The sequence below is a fragment of the Acinetobacter pittii genome, from assembly GCF_034067285.1.
Classification (GTDB): Bacteria; Pseudomonadota; Gammaproteobacteria; order Pseudomonadales; family Moraxellaceae; genus Acinetobacter; species Acinetobacter pittii_E.
On the sequence record NZ_CP139286.1, the window covers coordinates 1646607 to 1670658 of the forward strand.

The following is a 24052-nucleotide window of genomic DNA, read 5'->3' on the forward strand; positions in this document are numbered from 1 at the left end:
GTTGGAACGCTACAAACGCGAATGATACTTTAAGTTTCACTCTTCCCAATAAGTGAGGTGAGCAATGAAATTGTTAGCTTTGGTTAGCATGGGAGTTGCAGCGAGTTATTGGTATAAAACTATAAAAAATAGCAAGCTAACTCTCAGAAAATCAAATTTTGATGAAATAGTAAAAAACTTTGTATTAGCAGACTTTAAAGTCTAATGCATTTAATAATGTTAATTAAATAAGAAGCTCATCGGAAGATGGGCTTTTTTATTGGAGTCGTATTTATTGCGTTTCGAGTTAGTCGGTATTTATAATTGCACCGAATTTTTAAATAAAAATGGCAAATGACAACTACAGTAAGACTTAATCACACATCATCTTCTGGAACTAGAGGAGATGGACGTGATCAGAAAGAAAAATTTATAGATTATTGTGAATATAAGTATTTTCTACCTGATAGTCAGAAATGGGGTGTTTCAGTGAAAACTGAATTAACTCAAGCAGAAATAATAGAAAAGCAAAAATGCAATGACGCTATCAATAATCCTTTCACATCAGAATACTATCTTTTGCTTTGTCTCATAATTATTACGATTATATTTTTCACTTTTTGGAATATGAAAGGTTATCTTTCTATAAAAAGGAGAGAGCAAGAGACAGGAATTAAAGCGAATATATCATTTGAAATGAAAATCACATGTTTAGCTTCATTCTTTCTTACTCTTATTGTCGCGGGAGTATTGTACGTTCTCTATTTTCTATATCTTAATTATAAGTATCAGTACTGAAGTATCTAAGTTAGTCGAAAATATTTTGGCACATCAACCCCGATAAATGTATATTATTATTGGGGTTTTGTTTTATGGGCTAGGGGCTATTTTTAGTTCTTCTTAAAAAAAAACAATAGTCCAAAACAGAAAATAAATACAATATACCAAATTTATATAAACGGTAACCTGTTTGAATTGGCTTTGCTAGAGGTTTTTGCTCAGAACCTTAATTTGGCTTAGTCTTAGCCTTGGCGGTTATTCTTTTATGAACATTGGTGTCATAGTTAAGAAATTTAAAGATATTTAAATTTATCATAGTGTTATTATAAGAAAGTTTAATATTAATTAACTGTAATATGGATTATATGAATAAATTGCATAAGAATGAATCTCCAGAAATGATTCTAGCTTTTGAGAGTGCTATAAGTACATTTAAATATTTTTGGCGTGAACTTTATTGGGAATATCGACGAATTGTTCCTGCTCTAGAGCTGGCTTATGTGAAGTGTGCATTTATCCAAGAAAACCTTGAAGATAAAAATGAACCTTTAATTGAGTATATGTGGATTGATCAAGTTGATTTTGATGGGAGTACAATTTCAGGAATTTTGTTAAATGAACCTTATATTATTGATAATGTGCAAGCTGGTGAAACAGTAAGGCTCCAATTTGAGTCTATAGTTGATTGGATGTTTTTATGTAAAGGCACTGTTCATGGTGCGTTTACGATTCAAGAATATCGTAAGACTTTAAATGCATCAGGTCGTAAAGAATATGATGAGGCATGGGGGATTGATTTTGGTAATCCTGATGAAATTTTTCTAGTTTATGACCAGAAAAATTGTCCCGAAAATCTAGACGAACATCCCATGTGTAAGAATATGTTAGATCAGTTCATAAATATTATAAATACAGACTCCAAAATCATTAGTGAAAAAGATGAAAGTGGTAATCAATTGCTACATCGTGAAGTTTTAGCAGGTAACTATTTGTTTGTCCGAGAACTTTTAACCTTGAATGTCAATAAGTTAATAATGAATAATCAATCAATGACTCCTTTAGATTTGGCTAATAAGATTGGATGGAACAATATTGTAAATTTACTTAAGTAGCTTTGAACCACGCCCTCTAATTGAGAACGTTTTCAAGTAATGAAATTTATAAAAAATAAAATTGGTTTTCATAAAAAGTTAAGCTCATCGGAAGATGGGCTTTTTTGTGGTTATGGATATTAAAATTACTTTACTGAAGAAGTCCTCTAATGAGTTGATCGATTTTTTAGTCATGAAAAAATAATACAGCTCAAAGACCAGCGTGATATGGTATGTGAACACCTCCAAAAATAAGGATTAGAGATGTCAGACAATACAACGAAATGGCTTTGTGTAGGTGGTGTACTAAGTGGAGAGTGGAGAGAGCAGCAATTAGAAGCTTTTGATGTTGATCCTCATGATTTAAATACTCATAGTTATGAACCAATGAAACTTATTAATCCTGTTACCAAGATAGAACAGCACTTTTATGTATATACGGAGCTACAGGAACAGGCATATGAAAGGGCATTAAATTTTGCCTTATACAAAAATCAATAAAGATGAGAGAGCACTTAGGTGCTCTTTTTAAATTTATTCTTAGTAATAGCTGAGTCGTAAAAATTAACTTTCAAATTATTGTTAATAATAAATTATTTGTTGTTAGAGTCAGGTTGATCATACTTCTCAGAGTGCATAATTTTTTAAAAATTAATTCGATCTAATTGCCTACAAAATATTGATAGTATAAAAGTTTCGTTACGCATAATATGTCCGATTAAATTGGAGCATTTTAATGCTAAAAGACATTACAATTATTGATTTTCAAGGAAAAGAAATAAGAGCACAGGCAAACTATACAGAAGTAAAGACTAATAAAATCAATTATTCATCTCGAGTTCAGAGAGCTACCGTTGAATATATTTTGGTAAAAGGTGAATTTATTTATCCTACTTTAAATATGGTTTTCAATAGTTCCGATGGCAACAGCTATTATATAGAATATAAATGACCCACTTCGGTGGGTTTTTTAATGAGCGATTTTAAATATGGATGTTATAAATAAAAAAAGACCACTGAACTGGTCTCTTTTTCGCTACATGAGCTAGTGTGTTTCTAACCATTAAAGCTTAAATCACATTTTGAACTTTCTGTGCTTTTGGTAACGACGGTTTTCTTCCCAAATATAGCGCGATCATGGCACCTGTAAATGTCAGCATACATAACGGTAAAAGAGAAATAGGGAAGCTACCCGAATAATCTTTCACAATGCCCATAATAGAGTTCATGAGGCCCGTACCAATATGTGCAATGGTGTTGACCGCTGCAATGCCTACAGCAACCAGAGTCGGTGGTAAGCGTTCAGAAACTAACGCCCAGAAAGGCCCTTTGATTGCGTAGTTACCCATCAAAACGATAGAGAATAAAACTAAGCTCAAGGTTAAAGATGACGTAAAAATAGTAAGGAGCAAACCAAAACTGGTTACAAATAATGGAATCGCTGTATTTAAGCTCTTATTGCCACTTTTATCGGCATGTACGCCCCAAACAATCATGAAAACTGCAGCTAAGCCAAAAGGAATCATATTTAAGAGACCTGTTTCCATGGCAGTTAGATGGAAGGCTTTTAAAATTTGAGGCATCCATAACGATAAAATATTGCTGGTTGCTGAGCTTCCTGCATAAATAATTGCGAAGAACCATAAATATTTATTGGTAATAAGAAGCTTAAACTTACTCTTTTTCTGCTCAGCACTGTCTTGTTTTTCAGAGTTTAACAACTGGTTTTTTTCAAAAGTTAAAGTGTTTGAGAGCCACTCCTTTTCTTCTTTACTTAACCATTTAACATTGTTTGCATTGTTAGGTAGCCATACGAGACACAATAAACCAAGAAGAATTGCGGGTAATGCTTCAAGAATTAAAAGCACTTGCCATCCACTTAACCCCAGTAAACCATGTAAACCTAACAATAAAGCAGATAAGGGCGAACCAATAAAGTTAGATAAAGGAATGGCAACCATAAATACGGCAACAATTCGTGCCATATATCGTTTAGGGAACCAGAGCGTTAAATATAGTAATACGCCTGGGAAAAAACCAGCTTCGGCAGCGCCGAGTAAAAATCTTGAAATCGAATAAGAAATGGGGCCGGTAATAAAGGCGGTACAGCAACCCACAATTCCCCAAGTAATCATGATTCTAGCAATCCAGATACGTGCCCCCAGCTTTTCCATTGCCATGTTGCTGGGAATTTCAAATATAACGTAGGCAATAAAGAATAATGTCGCACCAAAGCCAAACGCGGTAGCAGTTAAACCAATTTCTTGGTTCATGGTTAAAGCGGCGAATCCAATATTCACCCGATCAATATAAGCGATGAAATAACAAAGAATGAGAAAGGGAAGAATACGAAAAGAAAGTTTACGGATCGTTGACTTTTCTACTTCCGATATAGATATATCATTTTTCATACATACTCCTTATGTACGTGAGAAATCAAACAGCTCGGTCGGGTTCTGATTTAAAATTAAACATTGCTCGTGTTTATCAAACACAATCTGTTTAAAAGTTTTAAATGCGTCCTCATAAGTTATTGAAGATTCATGTTGGGTATGCGGCCAATCGCTTCCCCAAATGAGTTTTTGTAAAAAACCTTTTTCTTTAAAAATGTTATATGCCTGCTGGGCTATATTTATGTTGTTAGGCGTAGTACCTAAACGGTAGAAACCGGACACTTTAATCCAGTGCTGTTTTACGTTAAGTAAGCTTAGAAACTTCTGATAATCTGGATCTTCAATCCCTTTAACTGGATCAACTCGGCCAAAATGGTCAATCACGACATTAAAACTATAGTCACCCAGTTGTGGTAAAAGCTGGACCAGATATTTTGGTGGAGCGTGCAATTCAACTTGCCAGTTGAGACTTTCCACATTTCGTAAAAACTTTTGCCATTCAGGCGTATTTAGCGAAGGTGGGTTAAGACCGAATAGATTTAAGCGAATACCGACGATGCCTTGTTCTTTAAGTTGCAATAGCTCATCAAAAGTCGTCGTATGTTGAACAACGGCGATCCCTTTTAAACGGTCAGGGTATTGCTGAATTGCATTTAACATTGCTTGGTTATTTGTACCCAAAAAGCTGGGTTGGACTAAAACGCCATGCGTGAAATTGTGTTGATCAAGATGAGAGACAAAGCTTTGTACAGTTGCATCGTAATCAGGTGCGTACCGTGCTGTTTCGATACTGTGGTCCTGAGTCGAAAAAACATGTGCATGTGTATCTATACAGTTCATTTTCATCTCACATTACAAATTTTAAAGCGAAAATAGCGATTAAAGCAGCAATGACTCCTACAGGAATTGCTTTAAATAACAGTTGATTAAAGAATTTGGTTTTGTCGATGTCTGCTGGTGCTGAAGCCATAATGAGGCTACCGCCAGACGAGAAAGGTGAAATGGCCGTAGACTGAGCGCCAACCACAATACAAATGAACAGCACTAGCGGATTTAGCCCAGAGGTAAGTGCAAGTGCTGGAACAATTGGGAATAAGGTAGGAGCAACTACGCCTAGAGTGCTTGAAAATACAGACATAATGGCACTGATGAGACATAACAATACTGGAATGACCCACACAGGAACATTGTTTGCTAACCATTCAGATAGGGTCGTAATAATGCCAAGCTTCACCCCTAATGCGATGAGCATACCGACACCGCAAATCATGATCAGTGTTCCCCAAGGCACAAGTGCGATGACCCTTTTCTCATCAGCAAGTTTCATAAGTAAACTAATGAGCGAGAAGGTAATAGCAAGGAAGGCAATATCAATTTTGGAGTTTAAAAAGCTGATGGTTTTTACATCTGGAAATACAAGGTGCAAGATTGGAAAAACTAAAACAATCGACATCATTAAAATAATAAGGAAGATAGATTGTTTCTGTTTTTTGTCGAATGGCTCAGGCTTTTGATCTTCAATCACAATAGAATTACTTTTTCTATTCCAGAGGGTATAAATGCCCAACACTGCAATTGGAATAATTAAAGTTAAAATAAAAATGCCACTGCTATATGAAAAAGCTGTTTGTGAGCTAATGCCAGTATTTTCCATTAAGCTTCGGAAAATAATACCACTTTGCGATGTCATAAAATTTGCGCCCGCTAAAGCGCCGTAATTTGCAGCCATCCCACCAATAATCATATTCATATTGGTTTTTTTACACAGCAGCAGGGTAATCGGTGCCATAAAAGCAAGCACCGTATAAAAACCTGCGCCGAGGCCTGCAATAATGGTTGCTGCGAAAAAAATTGCTAAAGGTAAAAACTGAGGAAACTTACGGCACTTATATAAAAGATGGCTGGCAAGCTTTTCTAATGCGCCATTGGCCAAAGCAAAGTTATAAAACAGAGTGACAGATAAAATAATAAAGAAAATTTTGACAGGCCATAATTCAATAACTTCTGAAGGTTTAAGTCCCATGCCAAAGCAACCAATCAGGTAGGCAAACGCTATCGTAAAAAATCCGATATTAATTTTCGTTTTATAACCTAAACCTATCGATACGACTAAAGCCATCAGCATCAATGCAGTCATATTATCTTCCTTGATAAATATATAAACATCTAAACATATATATGTTTGGTTTTTTGTATTACACAGAACTATGCTAATATTGTCAAATCGATTTCATAATGTTTAACGCAAATGCTTGATGAGACTGCATTTAAAAATTTTAAATTGCCAAGATATGAAAAGGTCCGTTGGGAACTTCAAAAACTACTGATCCAGTCAAAATGGACAGTTGAAGAGCCTATTCCAAGTGAACAAGAACTTGCGCAAATGTATAGCGTATCGGTAGGAACCGTTAGAAAGGCGGTTGAAGGACTGGTTGAAGACGGCTTATTAGTTAAACAGCAAGGAAAAGGAACTTTCCTAAAACAACCTAATTTTGAAAATTCGCTTATTCGTTTTTTTAGATTACGCAATAAAAAAGGCGAGTTCATTCAGCCTCAAGGCCAAATCAAAAAAGTAGAAGTGTGTGATGCAATATCGGAAGTAAATGCCGAGCTGGGGCTTGGGCTTACCGAAAAGTTACTTTATATCGAGCGTGTCCGTAAACATGAAGAAGTCGTTGTTTTAAGCGAGAAAATCTGGCTGCCTGAACGCTTATTTAAAAACCTGGAAGAAATTCCAATCGCTGATTTTGGTAACTTACTTTATCCATTTTATTATCAGCACTGCGGTCAGTTTGTTTCTTCTGCGACAGAACGGTTAACTTTTGAGAAAAATGTTAAAGACAGCTATCTAAATAATAATCTTGAAGACCCTTTAGTTAAGGTATGCCGTATTGCAAAGAATCTTGAAGGTGTAGCAGTCGAATACCGTGAGTCTTATGGTCTAGCCGATAATTTTCATTATGAAATAACAATTAATTAATTTTTTATGCAGCTTAATAGAGATTTCCCCATTAAGCGTCAAAAGTTGGTTCACTAACGTTAGGAAGCGAGTCATTACTCTATAAATCAAGCATCGGCTATTCCTTGAATGCCTATACTTTGCTGGTATTTATAAGGTATTGATAACAAATCCTTAGTTGTAAAAAACTTCAGCCCATTCTATTTTTAAATAGAAAAGGGAGTGAATTATGAAAAATATTTTATTGATTTTGACTGTATTAAGTGGATTGAGTTTAACAGCTTGTGCTGTTCATACACGTGAAGGAAGCGTTGTGATCGATCCAGATGGTCGCTTGATTGATGGTGGTTATCATGATGGTGGTAGTCATGGCCGTTTCTGTCCTCCTGGACAAGCAAAAAAAGGGAATTGCTAAAACTTAAAATAATTGCATGCATGACTAGGTTTTTCTTAGAACTTCCTTCGGGAAGTTTTTAGCTGTTAAGCACCCGCTTCTCAAGCATTTCCATAAAAGTTTTTAAATAATATTGTGGTTTTTGCCTTTATGAGTAATTAAGCAAAAGCGTATGCTATATAGTTGTAGAGTTAATAGAAAATATATCAAATAATAAAATTATTATTATGAATTTTTATAGTTTTTATTATTTTTTGTGGTAAATTTTTTGCGTTATAAATAGGTGTTTTACAAAAATGCAAAATATACTTACTTTTATTAAAAATGGTCAAAAAATTACTTTAGATGCAAGTAATATTAAAAGCGTAAAAGATACGGGAAATGGTTTTGAAATTACTCTTAAGAGTGGTGAGGTAATTCAAGCTGAATCATATAGTGTTACTCCTAATACTCAACCTGTGGAGCAAGTTTTTAGTCAACAAGTAGAAAATAATTCTGAGGCTGATGAGGAAGCTGAAAAGCAAGAGGTTCTAAAAGAAAAGAGTTTATGGGATTCACAAGCAATGTTATGGGGTGGTGCTGCGATTGCACTTGGTGGTATTGCGGTAGCGGCATCAAGTAGCGGCGGCAGTGATATTTCAACACCTTCTGATCAGACTCCTCCAGCGAGTTTAACTAAAATATTGTCTAAAGATGGTAAAACAGTAAGTGGTTTAACAGAAGCTGGAGCAACTGTTATAGTTGAAAACTCAGTTGGTAAAGTAATCGGTTCTGCCAAAGCTGGAGCAGATGGGGCATACTTAATTAATTTGGATAAAGCCTATATTAATGGTGAAACACTAAAAGTTTCTGCTCAAGATGCTGCTGGCAATAGTACCTTGAAACAAGAGATTGTCGCTTCTGATATTACGGCCCCTACTTTAGTACATGCTATTTCTTCTAACGGTAAAACTATTACAGGTTTGACAGAGGCTAATTCAACTGTCACCGTCAAAGATTCATCTGGAAAAATTATTGGAACTTCAAAGTCTGATAATGATGGAAAATATACAATCATACTAGATAAAGCTTATTTAAATAGTGAAAAACTTACTATTTCTGCCGAAGATTTAGCTGGTAATAAATCAACAATTCAAACAATTTTGGCTGATGATAAAACTGCACCATCAAGTCTGACTGCAACGATTGATACCGCAGGTAAAGTTGTTGCTGGTGTAACTGAAGCAAATGCTGTTGTAACAGTTAAGAATGCTGTAGGAACTGTCGTTGGTACAGCTACAGCAGATGCCACTGGTAAATATTCAATTACGCTAGATAAGGCTTATTTAAATGGTGAAAGCTTAAGTGCCACTGCAGCGGACAAATCGGGTAATGCTACAGCCGCGAAAATAATTATTGCACCAGATACCACGGCACCATCAAGTCTGACTGCAATGATTGATACAGCAGGTAAAGTAGTTGCGGGTGTGACCGAAGCGAATGCTGTTGTAACAGTTAAGAATGCTGTAGGAACTGTCGTCGGTACAGGTACTGCAGATGCCACAGGTAAATACTCGATTAGCCTAGATAAAGCTTATGTAAATGGTGAAAGCTTAAGTGCAATGGCTGCGGACAAATCTGGTAATGCCACAGCGCCGAAAACCATTGTTGCACCAGACACTACTGCACCTTCAAGCTTAACTGCAACGATTGATACAGCAGGTAAAGTGGTTGCAGGTGTGACCGAAGCGAATACTGTTGTAACAGTTAAGAATGCTGTAGGAACTGTCGTTGGTACAGCTACTGCAGATGCCACAGGTAAATATTCAGTTACCCTAGATAAAGCTTATGTAAATGGTGAAAGCTTAAGTGCAACGGCTGCAGACAAATCTGGTAATGCTACCGCACCAAAAACAATAGTTGCACCAGACACTACAGCACCATCAAGTCTGACTGCAACGATTGATACTGCAGGTAAAGTGGTTGCAGGTGTGACCGAAGCGAATACTGTTGTAACAGTTAAGAATGCTGTAGGAACTGTCGTTGGTACAGCTACTGCAGATGCCACAGGTAAATACTCGATTAGCCTAGATAAAGCATACCTAAATGGTGAAAGCTTAAGTGCAACGGCTGCAGACAAATCTGGTAATGCTACCGCACCAAAAACAATAGTTGCACCAGACACTACAGCACCTTCAAGTCTGACTGCAACGATTGATACTGCAGGTAAAGTGGTTGCAGGTGTAACTGAAGCGAATGCTGTTGTAACAGTTAAGAATGCTGTAGGAACTGTCGTTGGTACAGCTACTGCAGATGCCACAGGTAAATACTCGATTACCCTAGATAAGGCTTATGTAAATGGTGAAAGCTTAAGTGCAATGGCTGCGGACAAATCTGGTAATGCTACAGCGCCGAAAACCATTGTTGCACCAGATACCACGGCACCTTCAAGCTTAACTGCAACGATTGATACAGCAGGTAAAGTGGTTGCGGGTGTGACCGAAGCGAATGCTGTTGTAACAATTAAAAATACTGCAGGAACCATAATCGGTACAGCTACTGCTGATGCCACAGGTAAATATTCAGTTACCCTAGATAAAGCATATTTAAATGGAGAAAGCTTAAGTGCTACAGCATCAGATCAATCTGGTAATGCTACAGCGCCGAAAACCATTAATGCACTGGATACCACGGCACCATCAAGTTTAACTGCAATTATAGATGCTGCAGGTAAAGTGGTTGCGGGTGTGACCGAAGTAGGTGCAAGAGTGACAGTAGAACAAGTAACTGCTGTTTATAAAGAAGTAACTGTTTTAGAAATCCAATCTGTTTTGAATGAGACAGTACAGTCAAATTATTTATCGAAAACATATTCTTTCGAAGTTACAGGTACAAATGCACATGTTTCTTTAAATTTGAACTCTTCGACTAATTCACTTTCTGGTAGTTATAGCTCAACTCTTTCTGGTGCGAGTTTAAATACAAGTCTAACTGGTAGTATCTCTCAAGCTGGAAACGGAAATTACAGTATTGATCTAGCACAAGGTTCAGTATTAGCATCTGGAACCTATACTTTGACAGTAAATTATTCTAGTTCAATGGTCCCCGTTATAAATGTAAATGTAACGCAAGAAGTGCCAAAAACTATTTTAGAAGTAGACCATTACGAAACAAAAGTTGTAGGCACAACTAATGCAGATGAAGCAGGAAATTATTCTATTACTCTTGATAAAGCTTACTTAAATGGCGAAAGCTTAAGCGTAACAGCAGCAGATCAATCGGATAATAAAACTGAAGCGAAAGAGGTTATTGCACCAGATAGTACGCCACCAATTTTGCATCAACCAACTATTCAAGGTGGATGGGCTGAAGGGCAATCAGTACAAGGTACAACTGAAGCAAATGCCACAATAATTGTTAAAAATACTGCAGGTGATGTAATCGGTTCGGCAATAGCTGATGCATCCGGGTATTACAATGTAATTTTGAATATGGTTTACGAAGATGGTGAAGTATTAAAAGTAATTGCTGCGGATGCTAAAGGTAATGAAAGTTCAATTAATATAAATGCACCTGATACTACGGCACCTATATTGGCTAATTTGTTTAATTATGATGTGAGTACAGATAAAATTATTTTTAATGCGCCAAGTGATAGTTATGCTGTTGAGCAAAAAATTGATGGTGCTTGGGTTCACGTAAATATTGAGGAAAAATTCGATTGGTTAAATGTAGAATATAGGGTAACTGCTACAGATCAAGCTGGGAATAGTTCTCAACCACTAACCACTATAATTAATACTGTATCAGGAACTTACAAGCCAACAGACCCTACATTTACTCAAATTATTAAAGGATCTACAGGAAATGACTATCTATATGGTGGTGATGGAAACGATACTTTAATTTCTAATACAGGTTCGGACTATTTATATGCTGGGGCTGGTAATGACACGTTGATTTATGGTGGTAATTCAAATGCGTATACGGCTTTACTAGGTCAGGCAGGTAATGATACTTATATCATAGATAAAGGATTACTCACTTCATCAAGCTATATTCATATTTTAGATAATGCAGCTGAAGAAAATATTCTTCAATTAAAATCAGTGTCCTCTGGTGATATTTCACTTAGGCAGTCCGATTCATTAATCATAATATCATTCAATGATTCAGCATCAACAATACGTTTTGGTGAGGGAGAATTATCTTCTATTATATTTGATGACGGAACTGTTTGGGATAAAGCTCAAATTGAAGCTAATACGATTGGTAAATTATTAGGTACTGATGAGGCAGATGCTTTACAAGCAGATGCTGAGATTTCAACTATTTATGGTTTGGGAGGCAATGATACAATTCAAGGCAGTGTACAGAATGATTATCTGTATGGTGGTGATGGAGACGATACTTTAATTTCTAATACAGGTTCGGACTATCTATATGGTGGGGCTGGTAATGACACGTTGATTTATGGTGGTAATTCGAATGCGTATACGGCTTTACTAGGTCAGGCGGGTAATGATACTTATATCATAGATAAAGGATTACTCACTTCATCAAGCTATATTCATATTTTAGATAATGCAGGTGAAGAAAATACTCTTCAGTTAAAATCAGTGCTTTCTAGTGATATCTTACTTAAGCAATCCGATTCACTAATCATAATATCATTCAATGATTCAGCATCAACAATACGTTTTGGTAAGGATAATTTATCTTCTATTGTATTTGATGACGGAACTGTTTGGGATAAAGCTCAAATTGAAGCTAATACGATTGGTAAATTATTAGGTACTGATGCAGCAGATAATCTTCAAGCAGATGCTGAGATTTCAACTATTTATGGTTTGGGAGGTAATGATACGATTCAAGGTGGTGTACAGAATGATTATTTATATGGTGGTAGTGGCGATGACACATTAATATCGAATACGGGTTCTGATCATTTATACGGTGGTTCAGGGAATGATACACTCATTTATGGTGGCAATTCCGCGAATGTATATACAGGATTAATTGGTGAAACTGGTAATGATACCTATATTGTAGATAAAGCATTACTAGGGTCATTAAGTTATGTTCATATCCTAGATAATAACAATGAACAAAATATACTTTATTTAAAATCAGTTTCAGCTGATGAAATTATTTTAAAACAGGCTAGTGCGGATAGAGTTATTACGTTCAATGATTCAACTGCCAGCATTCATTTTGGTGAGGGACAATTATCATCTATTATATTTGACGATGGAACAGTCTGGGATAAGGCACAAATTGAGCAATATATTGCCAAAACTGTACTGGGTACAACTGGTAATGACGTAATTGAGACAAGCATAGCAAATCAAACTTTCTCTTATATTCTCGGAGATGGTGCAGATACTGTGGTTTTTAATATTCTCGATAATACAGATAATTTAGGTGGAAATGTTAAGAGTGAGTGGACTGATTTTAATCTCGTAGAGGATGATAAAATTGATTTGTCTCAATTACTTATAAATGAAAGTGGAAATCTTCAAGATTATATTTCGGTAAAAGATACTGAGGCGGGGCTAATTATTTCAGTTGATAGAGATGGGGCTAGTCAATCTACGTATCATTCGCAAGAATTAATTTTGCTTACTGATAAGCATGATACCTTAGAGAACTTAATAGTTTCAAATACCTTTATTTATTAAGTTGTTTAGTAATAGACTAAAAAAAGAGACCATTTAATGGTCTCTTTTTTTAACCCCCAACGATCCGCTTCTCAAGCATCTCCATAAAGGTTTTTAAAATAATATTGTGGTTTTTGCCTTTATGAGTAATTAAGCAAATGGGTGTGCTGTAATGCATTTTTTCCTTTGAAACAGCTTGCATAAAACCATCTTCAACCCATTTTTTTGCATAGTGGTCGGGTAAAAAACCTAAGAATTTTCCTGTTAAAATTAGAAAGGCAATTCCTTCTCGGTCACTTGCAGTCGCTTTACAGTCTAAAAGCTGGTGTAACTTTGCCGCTTCCGATGTAATCGCATAATTCGGAAGGATTGCTTGCCATTTTTTTAATTCATCTAAATCCATCTTGCTACATTTGCCAAACAAGGGATGGTTTTTGCCGCAATATAAAAACGAACTTTCACTATATAAATCAAAATAGTCCAAACCGGACAAAGGCGTAACAAGGGGAATAACGCCTGCATGCAAACGATTATCGAGCACACGGCATTCAATATCTGACAGAGTACTCATACTAATGTTAATAATTACTTCAGAATGTTCTTCGGCGAGTTGTGTCAACGTGTTGGTGATATAGCCTCTAGGCATCGTTACAAGGTTATTAATAATCCCGATATTAAACTCACCCTTAAGGCGGTTGTGCATTTGATTAACTTTAGAGCGAAAATCTTCGATAGAAGCAGTGAGTACTTCGATATATTCTAAAATTTCCCGTCCTTCATCGGTGAGGGCAAAGCCAGCGCGACCACGTTGGCATAGCCGAATACCCAAACGATTTTCTAAATCACTCATATGCAAACTAATTGCAGAGCGGCTAATACCAAGAATGCTTTCAGCGGATGTAAAGCTATGACAGTCACAAACTGTTTTGAAAATTTTAAGAAGTTTTATATCAAAATCAGTAACTTGATTTAATTTTTTCGGTTTCATTTAGTTTTGTTTTTTTAAATCTAAACTCAAGATAATTTGAATTTATCAAACTTATCACGCTATGTACACTCAAACCATAATTTGAAAATAAACAGGAATGGTTATGTTTGATACGGATAAATTCAGCGAATCTGAGCATACTTCGGAAGCGATTCAAGCCAATAATAATATGCATATAAATTATCAGGCACACTGGATGCCTTTCTCTGCAAATCGTAACTTTGCTAAAGACCCGCGCATGATTGTGGGCGCAAAAGGATCGTACCTGATTGATGATTCTGGCCGTGAAATTTATGACTCACTCTCAGGGCTATGGACTTGTGGTGCAGGTCATACCTTGCCTGAAATTCAGCAAGCGGTAAGTGCTCAGTTAGGTCAACTCGACTACTCACCAGCTTTTCAGTTCGGCCATCCGTTGTCTTTTAAACTGGCAGATAAAATTGTTCAGCATATGCCTGAAAAACTACAACACGTTTTCTTTACCAACTCGGGTTCAGAGTCGGCAGATACATCTATCAAAATGGCACGTGCATATTGGCGTATTAAAGGTAAACCAAGTAAAACCAAATTGATTGGCCGTGCCCGTGGCTATCATGGTGTAAACGTTGCAGGAACAAGCCTCGGTGGTATTGGCGGCAACCGTAAAATGTTTGGTCAACTTATGGATGTAGACCATTTGCCGCATACCTTGCAGCCAAATTTAACATTTACCAAAGGCTGTGCAGAAACAGGTGGCGTAGAGCTTGCTAATGAAATGCTTAAGTTAATTGAGCTACACGATGCTTCAAATATTGCCGCCGTGATTATTGAACCTATTTCCGGATCAGCAGGTTGTATTGTACCGCCAACGGGTTATTTACAGCGTTTAAGAGAAATCTGTGATCAGCATGACATCTTGTTAATTTTTGATGAGGTGATTACAGGTTTTGGCCGTTTAGGAACTTGGACCGCAGCAGAATATTTTGGGGTTACGCCTGATATTTTGAACTTTGCGAAACAAGTGACCAATGGTGCCATTCCTTTAGGTGGCGTGGTGGCAAGCCATGAAATTTACTCTGCTTTTATGCAGCAAGACTTACCGGAACATGCCATTGAATTTACTCACGGCTATACCTATTCGGCACATCCTGTTGCTTGTGCTGCCGCTTTAGCTGCGCTTGAAGTTTTAGAAAAGAAAAACCTATTCGCTCAATCTGCAGCATTGGCACCAAGTTTTGAAAAAATGCTACATGGCTTAAAAGGTGCACCGCACATTTTAGATATTCGTAACTGTGGTTTGATTGGTGCCCTACAGTTAGCTCCGCGTGATGGTGATGCCACCATTCGAGGCTTCGAGCTTGGTATGGAACTTTGGAAAGAAGGATTCTATGTTCGCTTTGGAGGCGACACCCTTCAGTTCGGGCCAATGTTCAACAGCACTGAGGCTGATATTGACCGCTTAATGAATGCTGTGGGTGATGCACTGCACCAAGTGAATTAAGGCTTATAGATATTTATGAGCATCGGTAGGTTCTATAGATGCTCTTTAAAAACCAAATCAAAAATACAGATTGATCTGAAAACCAATTGTAGTAAGGAGTAACAACAATGACAAATGGCCTAGAAAATTTTAGCTATGACGAAGTTTCAACTGAAAATAGTACGCATAGCGAACAAGCCAAAAAAGTGCTAGGGCATTTCATTCAAGGAAGAATTGTATCTAAAACGGCAAGAAGACAGCCAGTTTACAATCCTGCGACGGGTGAAATTAGTAAAGAAGTCGAAATTGCAGATGCACAGACGGTAAATGAAGCTGTTCAGGCAGCCGAGCAAGTATTTCCTGCATGGCGAGATACGCCTGTCATTAAACGTGCACGTGTCATGTTTAAATTTAAACAATTATTAGAACAAAATGCTGAAAAGATTTGCGCTTTGATTGGACAAGAGCACGGTAAAATTTCTCATGATGCTCAAGGTGAACTTCAACGCGGTATTGAAAACGTTGAATATGCTTGCGGCGCGCCAGAGCTTTTAAAAGGGGAATATTCAAAAAATGTCGGCCCTGATATCGATTCATGGAGCGAGTTCCAACCACTAGGTGTTGTGGCTGGTATTACACCATTTAACTTTCCAGCCATGGTGGCGTTGTGGATGTTCCCAATGGCGCTGGTTTGCGGTAACTGCTTTATTTTAAAACCTTCTGAAAAGGCACCTTCTGTGGTTTTATACCTTGCAGAACTATTAAAACAGGCAGGTTTACCCGACGGCGTATTTAATGTGGTAAATGGGGATAAAGAAGCGGTAGATGCCTTATTGCATCATCCGCGCATTCAAGCAGTCAGCTTTGTGGGTTCAACACCAATTGCTGAATATATTTACCGCACAGCGACTTCAACGGGTAAACGTTGCCAAGCATTAGGCGGTGCAAAAAATCACGCGATTATCATGCCGGATGCCGATATTGATAACGTAGTAACTTCATTGCTAGGCGCAGCTTTTGGCTCTTCTGGCGAACGTTGTATGGCACTTTCGGTTGCGGTTGCTATTGGAGATGAAGTTGCCGATGTGGTGATTGATAAGCTGACTCAAGAAATGAAAAAATTGAAGTTCGGCAACTATGCAGATGCAAGCAACGACTTTGGTCCACTCATTACCCAAGCACATAAAGACAAAGTGCAGGCTTATATTCAAAGTGCAGAACAACAAGGCGCAAAAATTGTGGTAGATGGCCGTGATGCAAAACCGGCAGGCTACGAAAAAGGTTTCTTTGTTGGGCCTACTTTAATTGACCAAGTCACACCAGCTATGACCAGTTACCAACAAGAGATTTTTGGACCTGTACTGCAAGTTATGCGTGTAAATACTATGCAAGAAGCCATGCAACTCATTAATGACCATGAATATGGCAATGGGACATGTATTTATACCCGTGACGGTGAGGCAGCACGCTATTTTAGCAGTCACATTCAAGTCGGTATGGTGGGTATTAATGTTCCTTTACCTGTGCCTGTTGCTTACCATAGCTTTGGTGGTTGGAAACGTTCATTGTTTGGTGATTTACATGCGTATGGTCCAGATGGTGTCCGTTTTTACACACGCCGTAAAACCATTACGCAACGCTGGCCATCTGCGCAAGTCCGTGAAGCAAAACAATTTTCAATGCCAACTCTAAATTAATTATTGCAATAAGGGGAAGACATTAGTTTTCCCTTTTTCATTACCGTAGGATTTTCAAACATGTAATAGATTTTTATATGGATATATTTTTAAGGATTGAAATATGAATAATGATAGAACAAAAAAATTAGGCGAAGGACTTTCAAATCGCCATATCACAATGATTAGTATTGGCGGTGTTATTGGCGCAGGTTTATTTGTCGGTTCATCTTCTGCAATTGCCAAGGCAGGACCAGCGGTTATTCTCGCTTATTTAATTACCAGTATTATGGTATTTCTGGTGATGCGAATGTTGGGTGAAATGGCCGTTTTAGAGCCGGACACTGGTTCATTTTCTACCTATGCCCGCAAAGCGATTGGCCCGTGGGCAGGTTTTACAATTGGTTGGTTATATTGGTGGTTTTGGGTGCTCGCAATTCCGGTAGAAGCTATTGCAGGTGCTGAAATTTTACATTCATGGTTTCCGAACGTTTCTGTTTCTATTTACGCATTTTGTTTTATTGTATTTCTAAGCTTAGCTAATTTTTTTAGTACCAAAAGTTTTGGTGAGTTTGAGTTCTGGTTTTCCTTAGTTAAAGTGGTTGCCATTATTGGCTTCATTATTATTGGTATTTTAGCAATTTCAGGTTTTTGGCCATTAGCTAAAAATGTAAGTGGGGTTGCCAATTTATACAATAATGCCGGTTTTATGCCACACGGTATGGGAGGAATTTTATCGGCAATTTTAATTACTGCATTCTCATTTTTTGGCGTAGAAATTGTCTCGATTGCAGCAGCAGAGTCATCAAACCCTAAACAGAAAATTAGACGTGCAACGAACCTCGTGTTGTACCGCATTATTCTTTTCTTTGTAGTCTCAATGTTTATTGCCGTTTCACTTGTTGATTGGCGTTCGCCAGACTTACAAAAATACGGAACATTCCAATACGTTTTAATGAGCTTGAACGTACCAGGTACTAAACTCATCATTGATACAGTCGTGTTCATTGCTGTGGCAAGTTGTATGAATGCCGCAATTTATACATCTTCTCGAATGTTATTCCGTTTGGGTACCCGTAGTGAAGCACCTCAAGCAGTAACTAAAGTCAATTATGCAGGCGTACCTGCAATTGCGGTGTTCTCTTCAACTTTTATTGGTTTGATTTGTTGTATTATCAATTACGTATTCCCAGGAAAAGTATTTGGTTTATTGCTCTCAAGTACAGGGTCAATTGCGTTGCTTGTGTATTTAGTCATTGCATTCTCTCAACTGCGTTTACGACATAAACTGGAAGCTGCAGGAGCGGAAATTCCATTTAAAATGTGGCTATTTCCATGGCTCACTTGGTTTGTAATTATTATTATTTTAAGTGTATTGGCTTATATGTTCTTCTCGCCAGCATACAGTTATGAAACCACTTTATCTTTAGGGGTAACTTCGCTTGTGATTGTTTGTGGGTTGTTCGTCACGCGAAAGCGTAAAGCAACCAGAGCGGTTGCCATGAATCTAGATTAAATTAAAAAAGAGACCGTAAATGGTCTCTTTTTTCTCGTATGTCCCAAGATTTAAACGATCTATTTTTGAGCCGTGTTAATAGACACTAAAACGGATAAGCCGGGACGCAATAATTTAACGTCTTTTTGATTTTCAATAAGCTTGATTCGTAAAGGAAGACGCTGAACAATCTTGGTAAAATTACCAGTCGCATTGGTTGCAGAGATTGGAGAGAAAAATGCACCAGTTGATGGTGAAAAACTATCTACCACACCTTTTAATTCAACGTTATAAGCATCTACATAGACAGTAACAGGTTGTCCGATTTTAATTTGTTTTAACTCAATTTCACGGAAGTTTGCTTCTACATAGACTTGGTCTAAAGGCACAATTACCATTAAAGGATTCCCAGCACCTACAAAGTTACCCACGTTTGCAGATTTTTGACCAATCATGCCATCAATAGGGGCACGAACTTCTGTATAGCTCAGATTCAGTTTTGCTTTATCAAGTGCTGCTTGAGCCTGTTTTAAAGCAGCTTGTTTGGCTTGCACCTGAATCTTGTATTGGTTGAGCTGATACTGTGCATCGATCACTTTTTCTTTACTGCTGTCTAAGTCAGCATATTGTTCAGTCAATGTGGTTTTTGACTGTTGCGTAATCAATCTAGATTCAGCACCAAGTGCCTGCAACTGCTCATAACGCGCCGTGTTGTCTTTGGTAAGTTTAATTCCGGCTTCTACTTTTCTAAGCTGTGCTTCAGTTTCTCTAATAACGGTCGGTTGTCTTTCTACCGCCAGCATTGCTTCATTTAAGTCTGCTTGTGCTTTTGCATAATTAGATTCAGCTTCTGCCAAAGCAGCTTGATAATCACGTGCATCGATTCGCGCTAAAAGTTGGCCTTTTTTTACGGTCTGATGATCTTTAATATAAATCTCTTCAATATTACCAGATACTTTAGGGGCAATGGTTGAGTACTCGACATCTACCCGTGCATCGTCAGTTTTAACAACTGAAGAGGGTAAAAATATAAGTTTTAAAACCCATAAAATAGATGCCAAGACAATAATGAATGCAATAACCATAACCCAATGCTTTTTGAGATGTTGCACCTTTGTTAACTTGGGTGGTTCGATGTTAGTGGTATCTTGGGCTTCGAGAGTACTCATAAAGATTTTCCTGAGTTATGACTATTCATTAACTTAATGAGAGCAATACGTGGCGGATAAGTTCGAACTGGCAAAATCACCATTACAATGAATAAAATAGCGGTAAGACCAGCTAAGATAAGATATTGATCGCTAATGACTAAAACAGATTGTTGCGCTTGAATCGCAGAATTTAGAGCAGATAAACCACCTGAAACACGATCTGCGCCATTTGCAGTGAGCACTGGTGGAGTAAGTGGATTAATAACAGGACCTTGAATATTTTGGAAAACATGTTGGGCGGTATTTTCAATCAGCCGTGTTGAATGGTATTCACCGCGTACTCGATTGATCCAGTCTAAAATACAAACACCCAGTACACCGCTAATAGCTCGCGGAGTGTTAATCATCGGTGATGCATAAATTGCCATGCTGGGGTGAACACTGTTTGTACCCATCATTAAGAGCGAGAGCACTACACAGGTTTGCCCCAAACATGAGATTGCATGCCAGAAATAAAATTGGTCTTGATTCCATGTGGTATCAAGTTGACTTGCACCTAGGCAACCAGCAATGACCAGAAGTAAACCAAAACCGTGTACATAGCGGCTATCCACCCAAGCTTGATTTAAAAGCTTCACCACAATAGGAATATAGATAAATTGCAATGCCGCAATTTGTAAGCCAATCCACATGGTCTGGGTCGGTTTATAGCCATGCACAGCACTGAGGTAATTTAGTGGCAATGTGCTGGTGGACATACCAATAATGACAAAGCAAAAGAGAGCGAAAACAGCGTAAGCAAAATTTCGTATTTCGAGCATTTGCGGCTTAATTAAGGGTGACGGATAACGCCATTCATGTATAAAAAACCAAGGTAAAGTAATTGCACTGATTAAAGCCAATACACAAATTAATTGAGAATGGAACCAGTCTAAATGATTGCCATGCAATAACATGGTGCTCAGGCTCGCTAAGCTAATAATCGCTAAAATGGCGCCAGTCCAATCGTAAGTTTTTATTCTTGAATAATTTAATGGGTCTTGTGGAATACCAAAATAAACCAGTGCAGCGCTCAGTGCACAAAAAGGAATGGTTTGGAAAAATATCATTTTCCAGCCAATCACATCTAAATAAAAAGCAGAGAGTGCAGCACTTAAGTTCGGAAAAAAAGTTGCAGTTAATGCATAGCAAGCGAGGCCCCATAGCCGAATGTCAGGTCCTAAAAATCTAAGTGCACAGGCCATGAGTAAAGGAATGGTTAAACCATTGGCGAGTCCTTGTAGGCCACGCAATACATAAAATATTTCGATGTTGGGGCTAAAAGGAATTAAAACGCTAGAGAAGAGGCAAAGTCCTATCGCAAAAAGAAGAACTCTGCGCATAGAAAAAATAACGGCCCAACTGGTAGATAGGATCATGCCAATAATCATGGCACTTGCGTAAATACTGCTGACCCAATAACCAGAGTCGACACTAATTCCCATCGCGCCACGAATATCGACCAAGGTAATGCTGGTGATTCGGTTGTTAAATTCAACAGTCATTGCTGCGAATATTGCACCTGCCAAACCGATGAGTGGTCGTATATTCATCTTTTACCGTAAATTTTAAAATGAGCTTACTGCAATAGCAGTTATTTAGCCCAACTGTACCGATCGGTACTGTACTATCTTATTAAATTTACGTCAATTCTCGATTTTGAACTTTTCGATGAGTTACACTAAGAATGAAATTGCTAAATATGTTTGTAGGTTCGTATGTCTGATTGCACTAAAACGAATGAGAAAGATCAAAAAATTCTTGATGCAGCAACAAAGTTTTTTTTGATCCACGGCTTTAGTGGTACAACCACAGACATGATTCAAAAGGAAGCAGGGGTTTCCAAAGCAACCATGTATGGTTGTTTTAAAAATAAAGAAGCAATGTTTGCTGCCGTCATTGAACGTCAATGTACCAACATGCAAGAGCAAATTATTTTAGTCGAGACACAAGCTAAAAATTTACGCTCAGCTTTAACCGAGATTGGTAAAACTTATCTTTGTTTTATATTGTCGCATTCAGGATTGGCGTTTTTTAGAATTTGTATTGCAGAAGCAGTAAGGTTCCCAGAATTGTCCGAAAAGTTCTTTGAAGTGGGTCCACAACGGCTGGCAAATATTATTGCGGGCTATCTTGAAAAGTCTGTGAAACAAGGAGAAATTGAATTAACTTCTTCTTCGGACGTTGCAGCAAATATATTTTTATCACTGTTAAGAAGTGATGCCCATCTAAAGTGTTTGACTCATCCTGAGTATTTAATATCAGCCGATGAAATTAGTGTTTGGGTTGAATATGCGGTCGATTTATTTTTAAAAAATATCAATTATAAACTAGATTAATTGGGGGAATTTGCTCCCTACAAAACCTTAAATGTAGAAGTAAAAAAGAGACCAACGAGTGGTCTCTTTTTTTATTTTATTAGATTGCTTCTTTGGTCATCTCACCATTGACCAATCTTAAAATCTGCAATGGGTTGCTGTCTTTTAAGGCTTCCGGCAACAAACTTTGCGGGTAGTTCTGGTAACAGACTGGGCGTAAATAACGGTCTATTGCCAAAGTTCCAACTGATGTACCTCTTGCATCCGAGGTTGCTGGGTATGGTCCGCCGTGCACCATGGCATCACATACTTCAACACCTGTTGGGTAGCCATTGATGAGTAAACGGCCTGCTTTTTCTTCTAGCACAGGAACCACATCTGCAAACTCGGTTAAGTCCGCTTCATCGGCAATTAAAGTTGCTGTCAGCTGTCCATTCATGCTTTGTAGGGCTTGAAGGAGCTGGGCTTTATCTTCAACCTCAATGATGACAGTTGCTGGCCCAAAGATTTCTTCTTGCAGAAGCTGATCACCTACAAGTAATAGTTCAACGTTGGCTTTAAAAAGTTGTGGCTGTGCCTGATTGCCTTGTTGGGTTTGACCTGCCAAATGTTCAATGCCTTGATGCTGGGTTAAATGCTCAAGACCTGCGGTATAACTTTTTAAGGTTCCGGCATTCAGCATAGTCTGTGCAGGTTTGCCACCCATAATTTCAGTTAGGTTGTTAATGAGCTGGCTAAATTCAGCTGATTTAATACCTAAAATTAAACCCGGATTGGTACAGAACTGACCACAGCCTAAAACAACTGAGTCGGCCAAGTCCTGTGCAATTTTTTCACCACGGTTTTTCAAGGCTTCCGGCAACATCAGCATCGGGTTAATACTGCTCATTTCCGCAAAGACCGGAATCGGTTGTGGACGGGCTGCGGCCATGTCACATAAAGCTCGTCCACCACGTAGTGAACCAGTAAAACCCACAGCCTGAATTAAAGGATGCTTAACCAGTGGTTCACCCACACCATTACCATAGATCATGTTAAATACGCCTTTAGGCATATTTGATTTTTCTACGGCACGTTCAATTGCCTGAGCTACAAAGTCTGCTGTCGCCATGTGACCACTATGCGCTTTCACCACTACAGAACAACCAGCAGCTAAAGCTGAAGCAGTATCACCACCTGCGGTTGAGAATGCTAAAGGAAAGTTACTTGCCCCAAAGACTGCCACAGGGCCAACACCAATTTTAATCTGGCGTAGGTCTGGGCGAGGTAAAGGCTGACGCTCAGGTAAAGCTGTATCAATACGGGCCCCTAAAAAATCACCACGACGCAACACTTTAGCGAACAGGCGCATTTGTCCACTGGTACGGCCACGTTCACCCTGTAAACGGGCAAGTGGCAAAGCGGTTTCTTGCGAAATAGTCTCTAGAAAATCGGTGCCCAAGGCATCGAGTTCATCGGCAATATTTTCTAAAAAAGTAGCACGCTGTTCAGGTGAAGTATGACGGTAAGTCTTAAAGGCTTGGCTTGCCGCTTCACAGGCCTGATTAATTTCCTGTTCGGTTGCATGGTGAAACTCATAAGGCAAAGCCTCACCAGTTGTTGCATTCACACTTTTCAATAAAGTTGTACTTTGTGCGCTACGTGAACCGCCAATAAAGTTGTGTCCGATAATGGTCATAACAAATATCCTG

General features: G+C 38.1%; 19 protein-coding genes and 2 pseudogenes. 13 read left to right on the forward strand and 8 right to left on the reverse strand.

The window, feature by feature from the left end:
• The first annotated feature begins 64 nt into the window (after nt 1-64).
• The 6 genes and pseudogenes from SOI81_RS07765 (at nt 65) to SOI81_RS07790 (ending at nt 2802) form a co-directional block, all read left to right on the forward strand.
• Nucleotides 65-205 carry a hypothetical protein gene (locus SOI81_RS07765; RefSeq protein WP_016140922.1) on the forward strand — a complete coding sequence of 47 codons (141 nt, stop codon included), beginning with the start codon at nt 65-67 and terminating at the stop codon, nt 203-205.
• 128 nt (nt 206-333) lie between these two features.
• Entirely contained in the window at nt 334-777 is a 444-nt protein-coding gene (locus SOI81_RS07770) for a hypothetical protein (protein ID WP_320541509.1), read from the forward strand.
• 176 nt (nt 778-953) lie between these two features.
• Nucleotides 954-1066 (forward strand): annotated as a pseudogene (locus SOI81_RS07775) (hypothetical protein).
• Nucleotides 1067-1157: 91 nt separating this feature from the next.
• Nucleotides 1158-1871: a DUF2314 domain-containing protein gene (locus SOI81_RS07780; RefSeq protein WP_320541573.1), complete on the forward strand. Its 714-nt coding sequence runs from the start codon at nt 1158-1160 to the stop codon at nt 1869-1871.
• 243 nt (nt 1872-2114) lie between these two features.
• The gene (locus tag SOI81_RS07785; RefSeq protein ID WP_320541510.1) at nt 2115-2351 is read left to right on the forward strand and encodes a hypothetical protein; all 237 of its coding nucleotides are present in this window, start codon (nt 2115-2117) and stop codon (nt 2349-2351) included.
• 235 nt (nt 2352-2586) lie between these two features.
• A complete protein-coding gene (locus tag SOI81_RS07790) occupies nt 2587-2802 on the forward strand; it encodes a hypothetical protein (protein ID WP_320541511.1) in 216 nt (71 codons plus the stop codon).
• 118 nt (nt 2803-2920) lie between these two features.
• On the opposite strand, the gene SOI81_RS07795 is transcribed toward SOI81_RS07790, so the two are convergent.
• Genes SOI81_RS07795 through SOI81_RS07805 form a run of 3 tightly spaced genes read right to left on the reverse strand, consistent with a single transcriptional unit; the run spans nt 2921 to nt 6380 of the window.
• Nucleotides 2921-4261: an MFS transporter gene (locus tag SOI81_RS07795; protein ID WP_262446703.1), complete on the reverse strand. Its 1341-nt coding sequence runs from the start codon at nt 4259-4261 to the stop codon at nt 2921-2923.
• 9 nt (nt 4262-4270) lie between these two features.
• A complete protein-coding gene (locus SOI81_RS07800) occupies nt 4271-5083 on the reverse strand; it encodes an amidohydrolase family protein (protein ID WP_320541512.1) in 813 nt (270 codons plus the stop codon).
• A gap of 7 nt (nt 5084-5090) precedes the next feature.
• Nucleotides 5091-6380: an SLC13 family permease gene (locus SOI81_RS07805; protein ID WP_320541513.1), complete on the reverse strand. Its 1290-nt coding sequence runs from the start codon at nt 6378-6380 to the stop codon at nt 5091-5093.
• Nucleotides 6381-6491: 111 nt separating this feature from the next.
• On the opposite strand from SOI81_RS07805, the gene SOI81_RS07810 reads away from it, so the two are divergent.
• Together SOI81_RS07810 and SOI81_RS07815 are read left to right on the forward strand one after the other, a co-directional pair.
• Nucleotides 6492-7223: a GntR family transcriptional regulator gene (locus tag SOI81_RS07810; RefSeq protein WP_239969328.1), complete on the forward strand. Its 732-nt coding sequence runs from the start codon at nt 6492-6494 to the stop codon at nt 7221-7223.
• A 208-nt stretch (nt 7224-7431) separates the two neighbouring features.
• A complete protein-coding gene (locus SOI81_RS07815; RefSeq protein ID WP_016140932.1) occupies nt 7432-7617 on the forward strand; it encodes a hypothetical protein in 186 nt (61 codons plus the stop codon).
• A 58-nt stretch (nt 7618-7675) separates the two neighbouring features.
• On the opposite strand, the pseudogene SOI81_RS07820 reads toward SOI81_RS07815, so the two are convergent.
• Nucleotides 7676-7776 (reverse strand): annotated as a pseudogene (locus SOI81_RS07820) (LuxR family transcriptional regulator); the annotation flags it as partial.
• 116 nt (nt 7777-7892) lie between these two features.
• On the opposite strand from SOI81_RS07820, the gene SOI81_RS07825 reads away from it, so the two are divergent.
• Nucleotides 7893-13256, forward strand: coding sequence for an Ig-like domain-containing protein (locus tag SOI81_RS07825; RefSeq protein WP_345791155.1), 5364 nt, complete (start codon nt 7893-7895; stop codon nt 13254-13256).
• A 49-nt stretch (nt 13257-13305) separates the two neighbouring features.
• On the opposite strand, the gene SOI81_RS07840 is transcribed toward SOI81_RS07825, so the two are convergent.
• A complete protein-coding gene (locus SOI81_RS07840) occupies nt 13306-14223 on the reverse strand; it encodes a LysR family transcriptional regulator (protein ID WP_239975879.1) in 918 nt (305 codons plus the stop codon).
• 97 nt (nt 14224-14320) lie between these two features.
• Here SOI81_RS07840 and aptA point away from each other — a divergent pair, with 97 nt between their 5' ends.
• From aptA to SOI81_RS07855, 3 genes are all read left to right on the forward strand, one after another.
• Nucleotides 14321-15703 carry an aspartate aminotransferase family protein gene (gene aptA, locus SOI81_RS07845; RefSeq protein ID WP_320541514.1) on the forward strand — a complete coding sequence of 461 codons (1383 nt, stop codon included), beginning with the start codon at nt 14321-14323 and terminating at the stop codon, nt 15701-15703.
• A gap of 107 nt (nt 15704-15810) precedes the next feature.
• The gene (locus tag SOI81_RS07850; protein ID WP_320541515.1) at nt 15811-17379 is read left to right on the forward strand and encodes a CoA-acylating methylmalonate-semialdehyde dehydrogenase; all 1569 of its coding nucleotides are present in this window, start codon (nt 15811-15813) and stop codon (nt 17377-17379) included.
• Nucleotides 17380-17482: 103 nt separating this feature from the next.
• Complete coding sequence (locus SOI81_RS07855; protein WP_016140939.1) at nt 17483-18874, forward strand: amino acid permease; 1392 nt, start codon at nt 17483-17485, stop codon at nt 18872-18874.
• A 59-nt stretch (nt 18875-18933) separates the two neighbouring features.
• Here SOI81_RS07855 and SOI81_RS07860 read toward each other — a convergent pair whose 3' ends face one another.
• Together SOI81_RS07860 and yhcA are read right to left on the reverse strand one after the other, a co-directional pair.
• Nucleotides 18934-20022, reverse strand: a complete 1089-nt coding sequence (locus SOI81_RS07860; RefSeq protein WP_320541516.1) for an HlyD family secretion protein — start codon at nt 20020-20022, stop codon at nt 18934-18936.
• A complete protein-coding gene (yhcA, locus tag SOI81_RS07865) occupies nt 20019-21596 on the reverse strand; it encodes an MFS transporter (protein WP_320541517.1) in 1578 nt (525 codons plus the stop codon). The genes SOI81_RS07860 and yhcA overlap by 4 nt, the downstream gene beginning before the upstream one ends.
• 165 nt (nt 21597-21761) lie before the next feature.
• On the opposite strand from yhcA, the gene SOI81_RS07870 reads away from it, so the two are divergent.
• Nucleotides 21762-22382 carry a TetR/AcrR family transcriptional regulator gene (locus SOI81_RS07870; RefSeq protein ID WP_239969311.1) on the forward strand — a complete coding sequence of 207 codons (621 nt, stop codon included), beginning with the start codon at nt 21762-21764 and terminating at the stop codon, nt 22380-22382.
• A gap of 79 nt (nt 22383-22461) precedes the next feature.
• On the opposite strand, the gene SOI81_RS07875 is transcribed toward SOI81_RS07870, so the two are convergent.
• Nucleotides 22462-24039 (reverse strand): aldehyde dehydrogenase (NADP(+)), encoded by a 1578-nt coding sequence (locus SOI81_RS07875; protein ID WP_239975873.1) that lies wholly within the window; start codon nt 24037-24039, stop codon nt 22462-22464.
• Between the last annotated feature and the right edge of the window lie 13 nt (nt 24040-24052).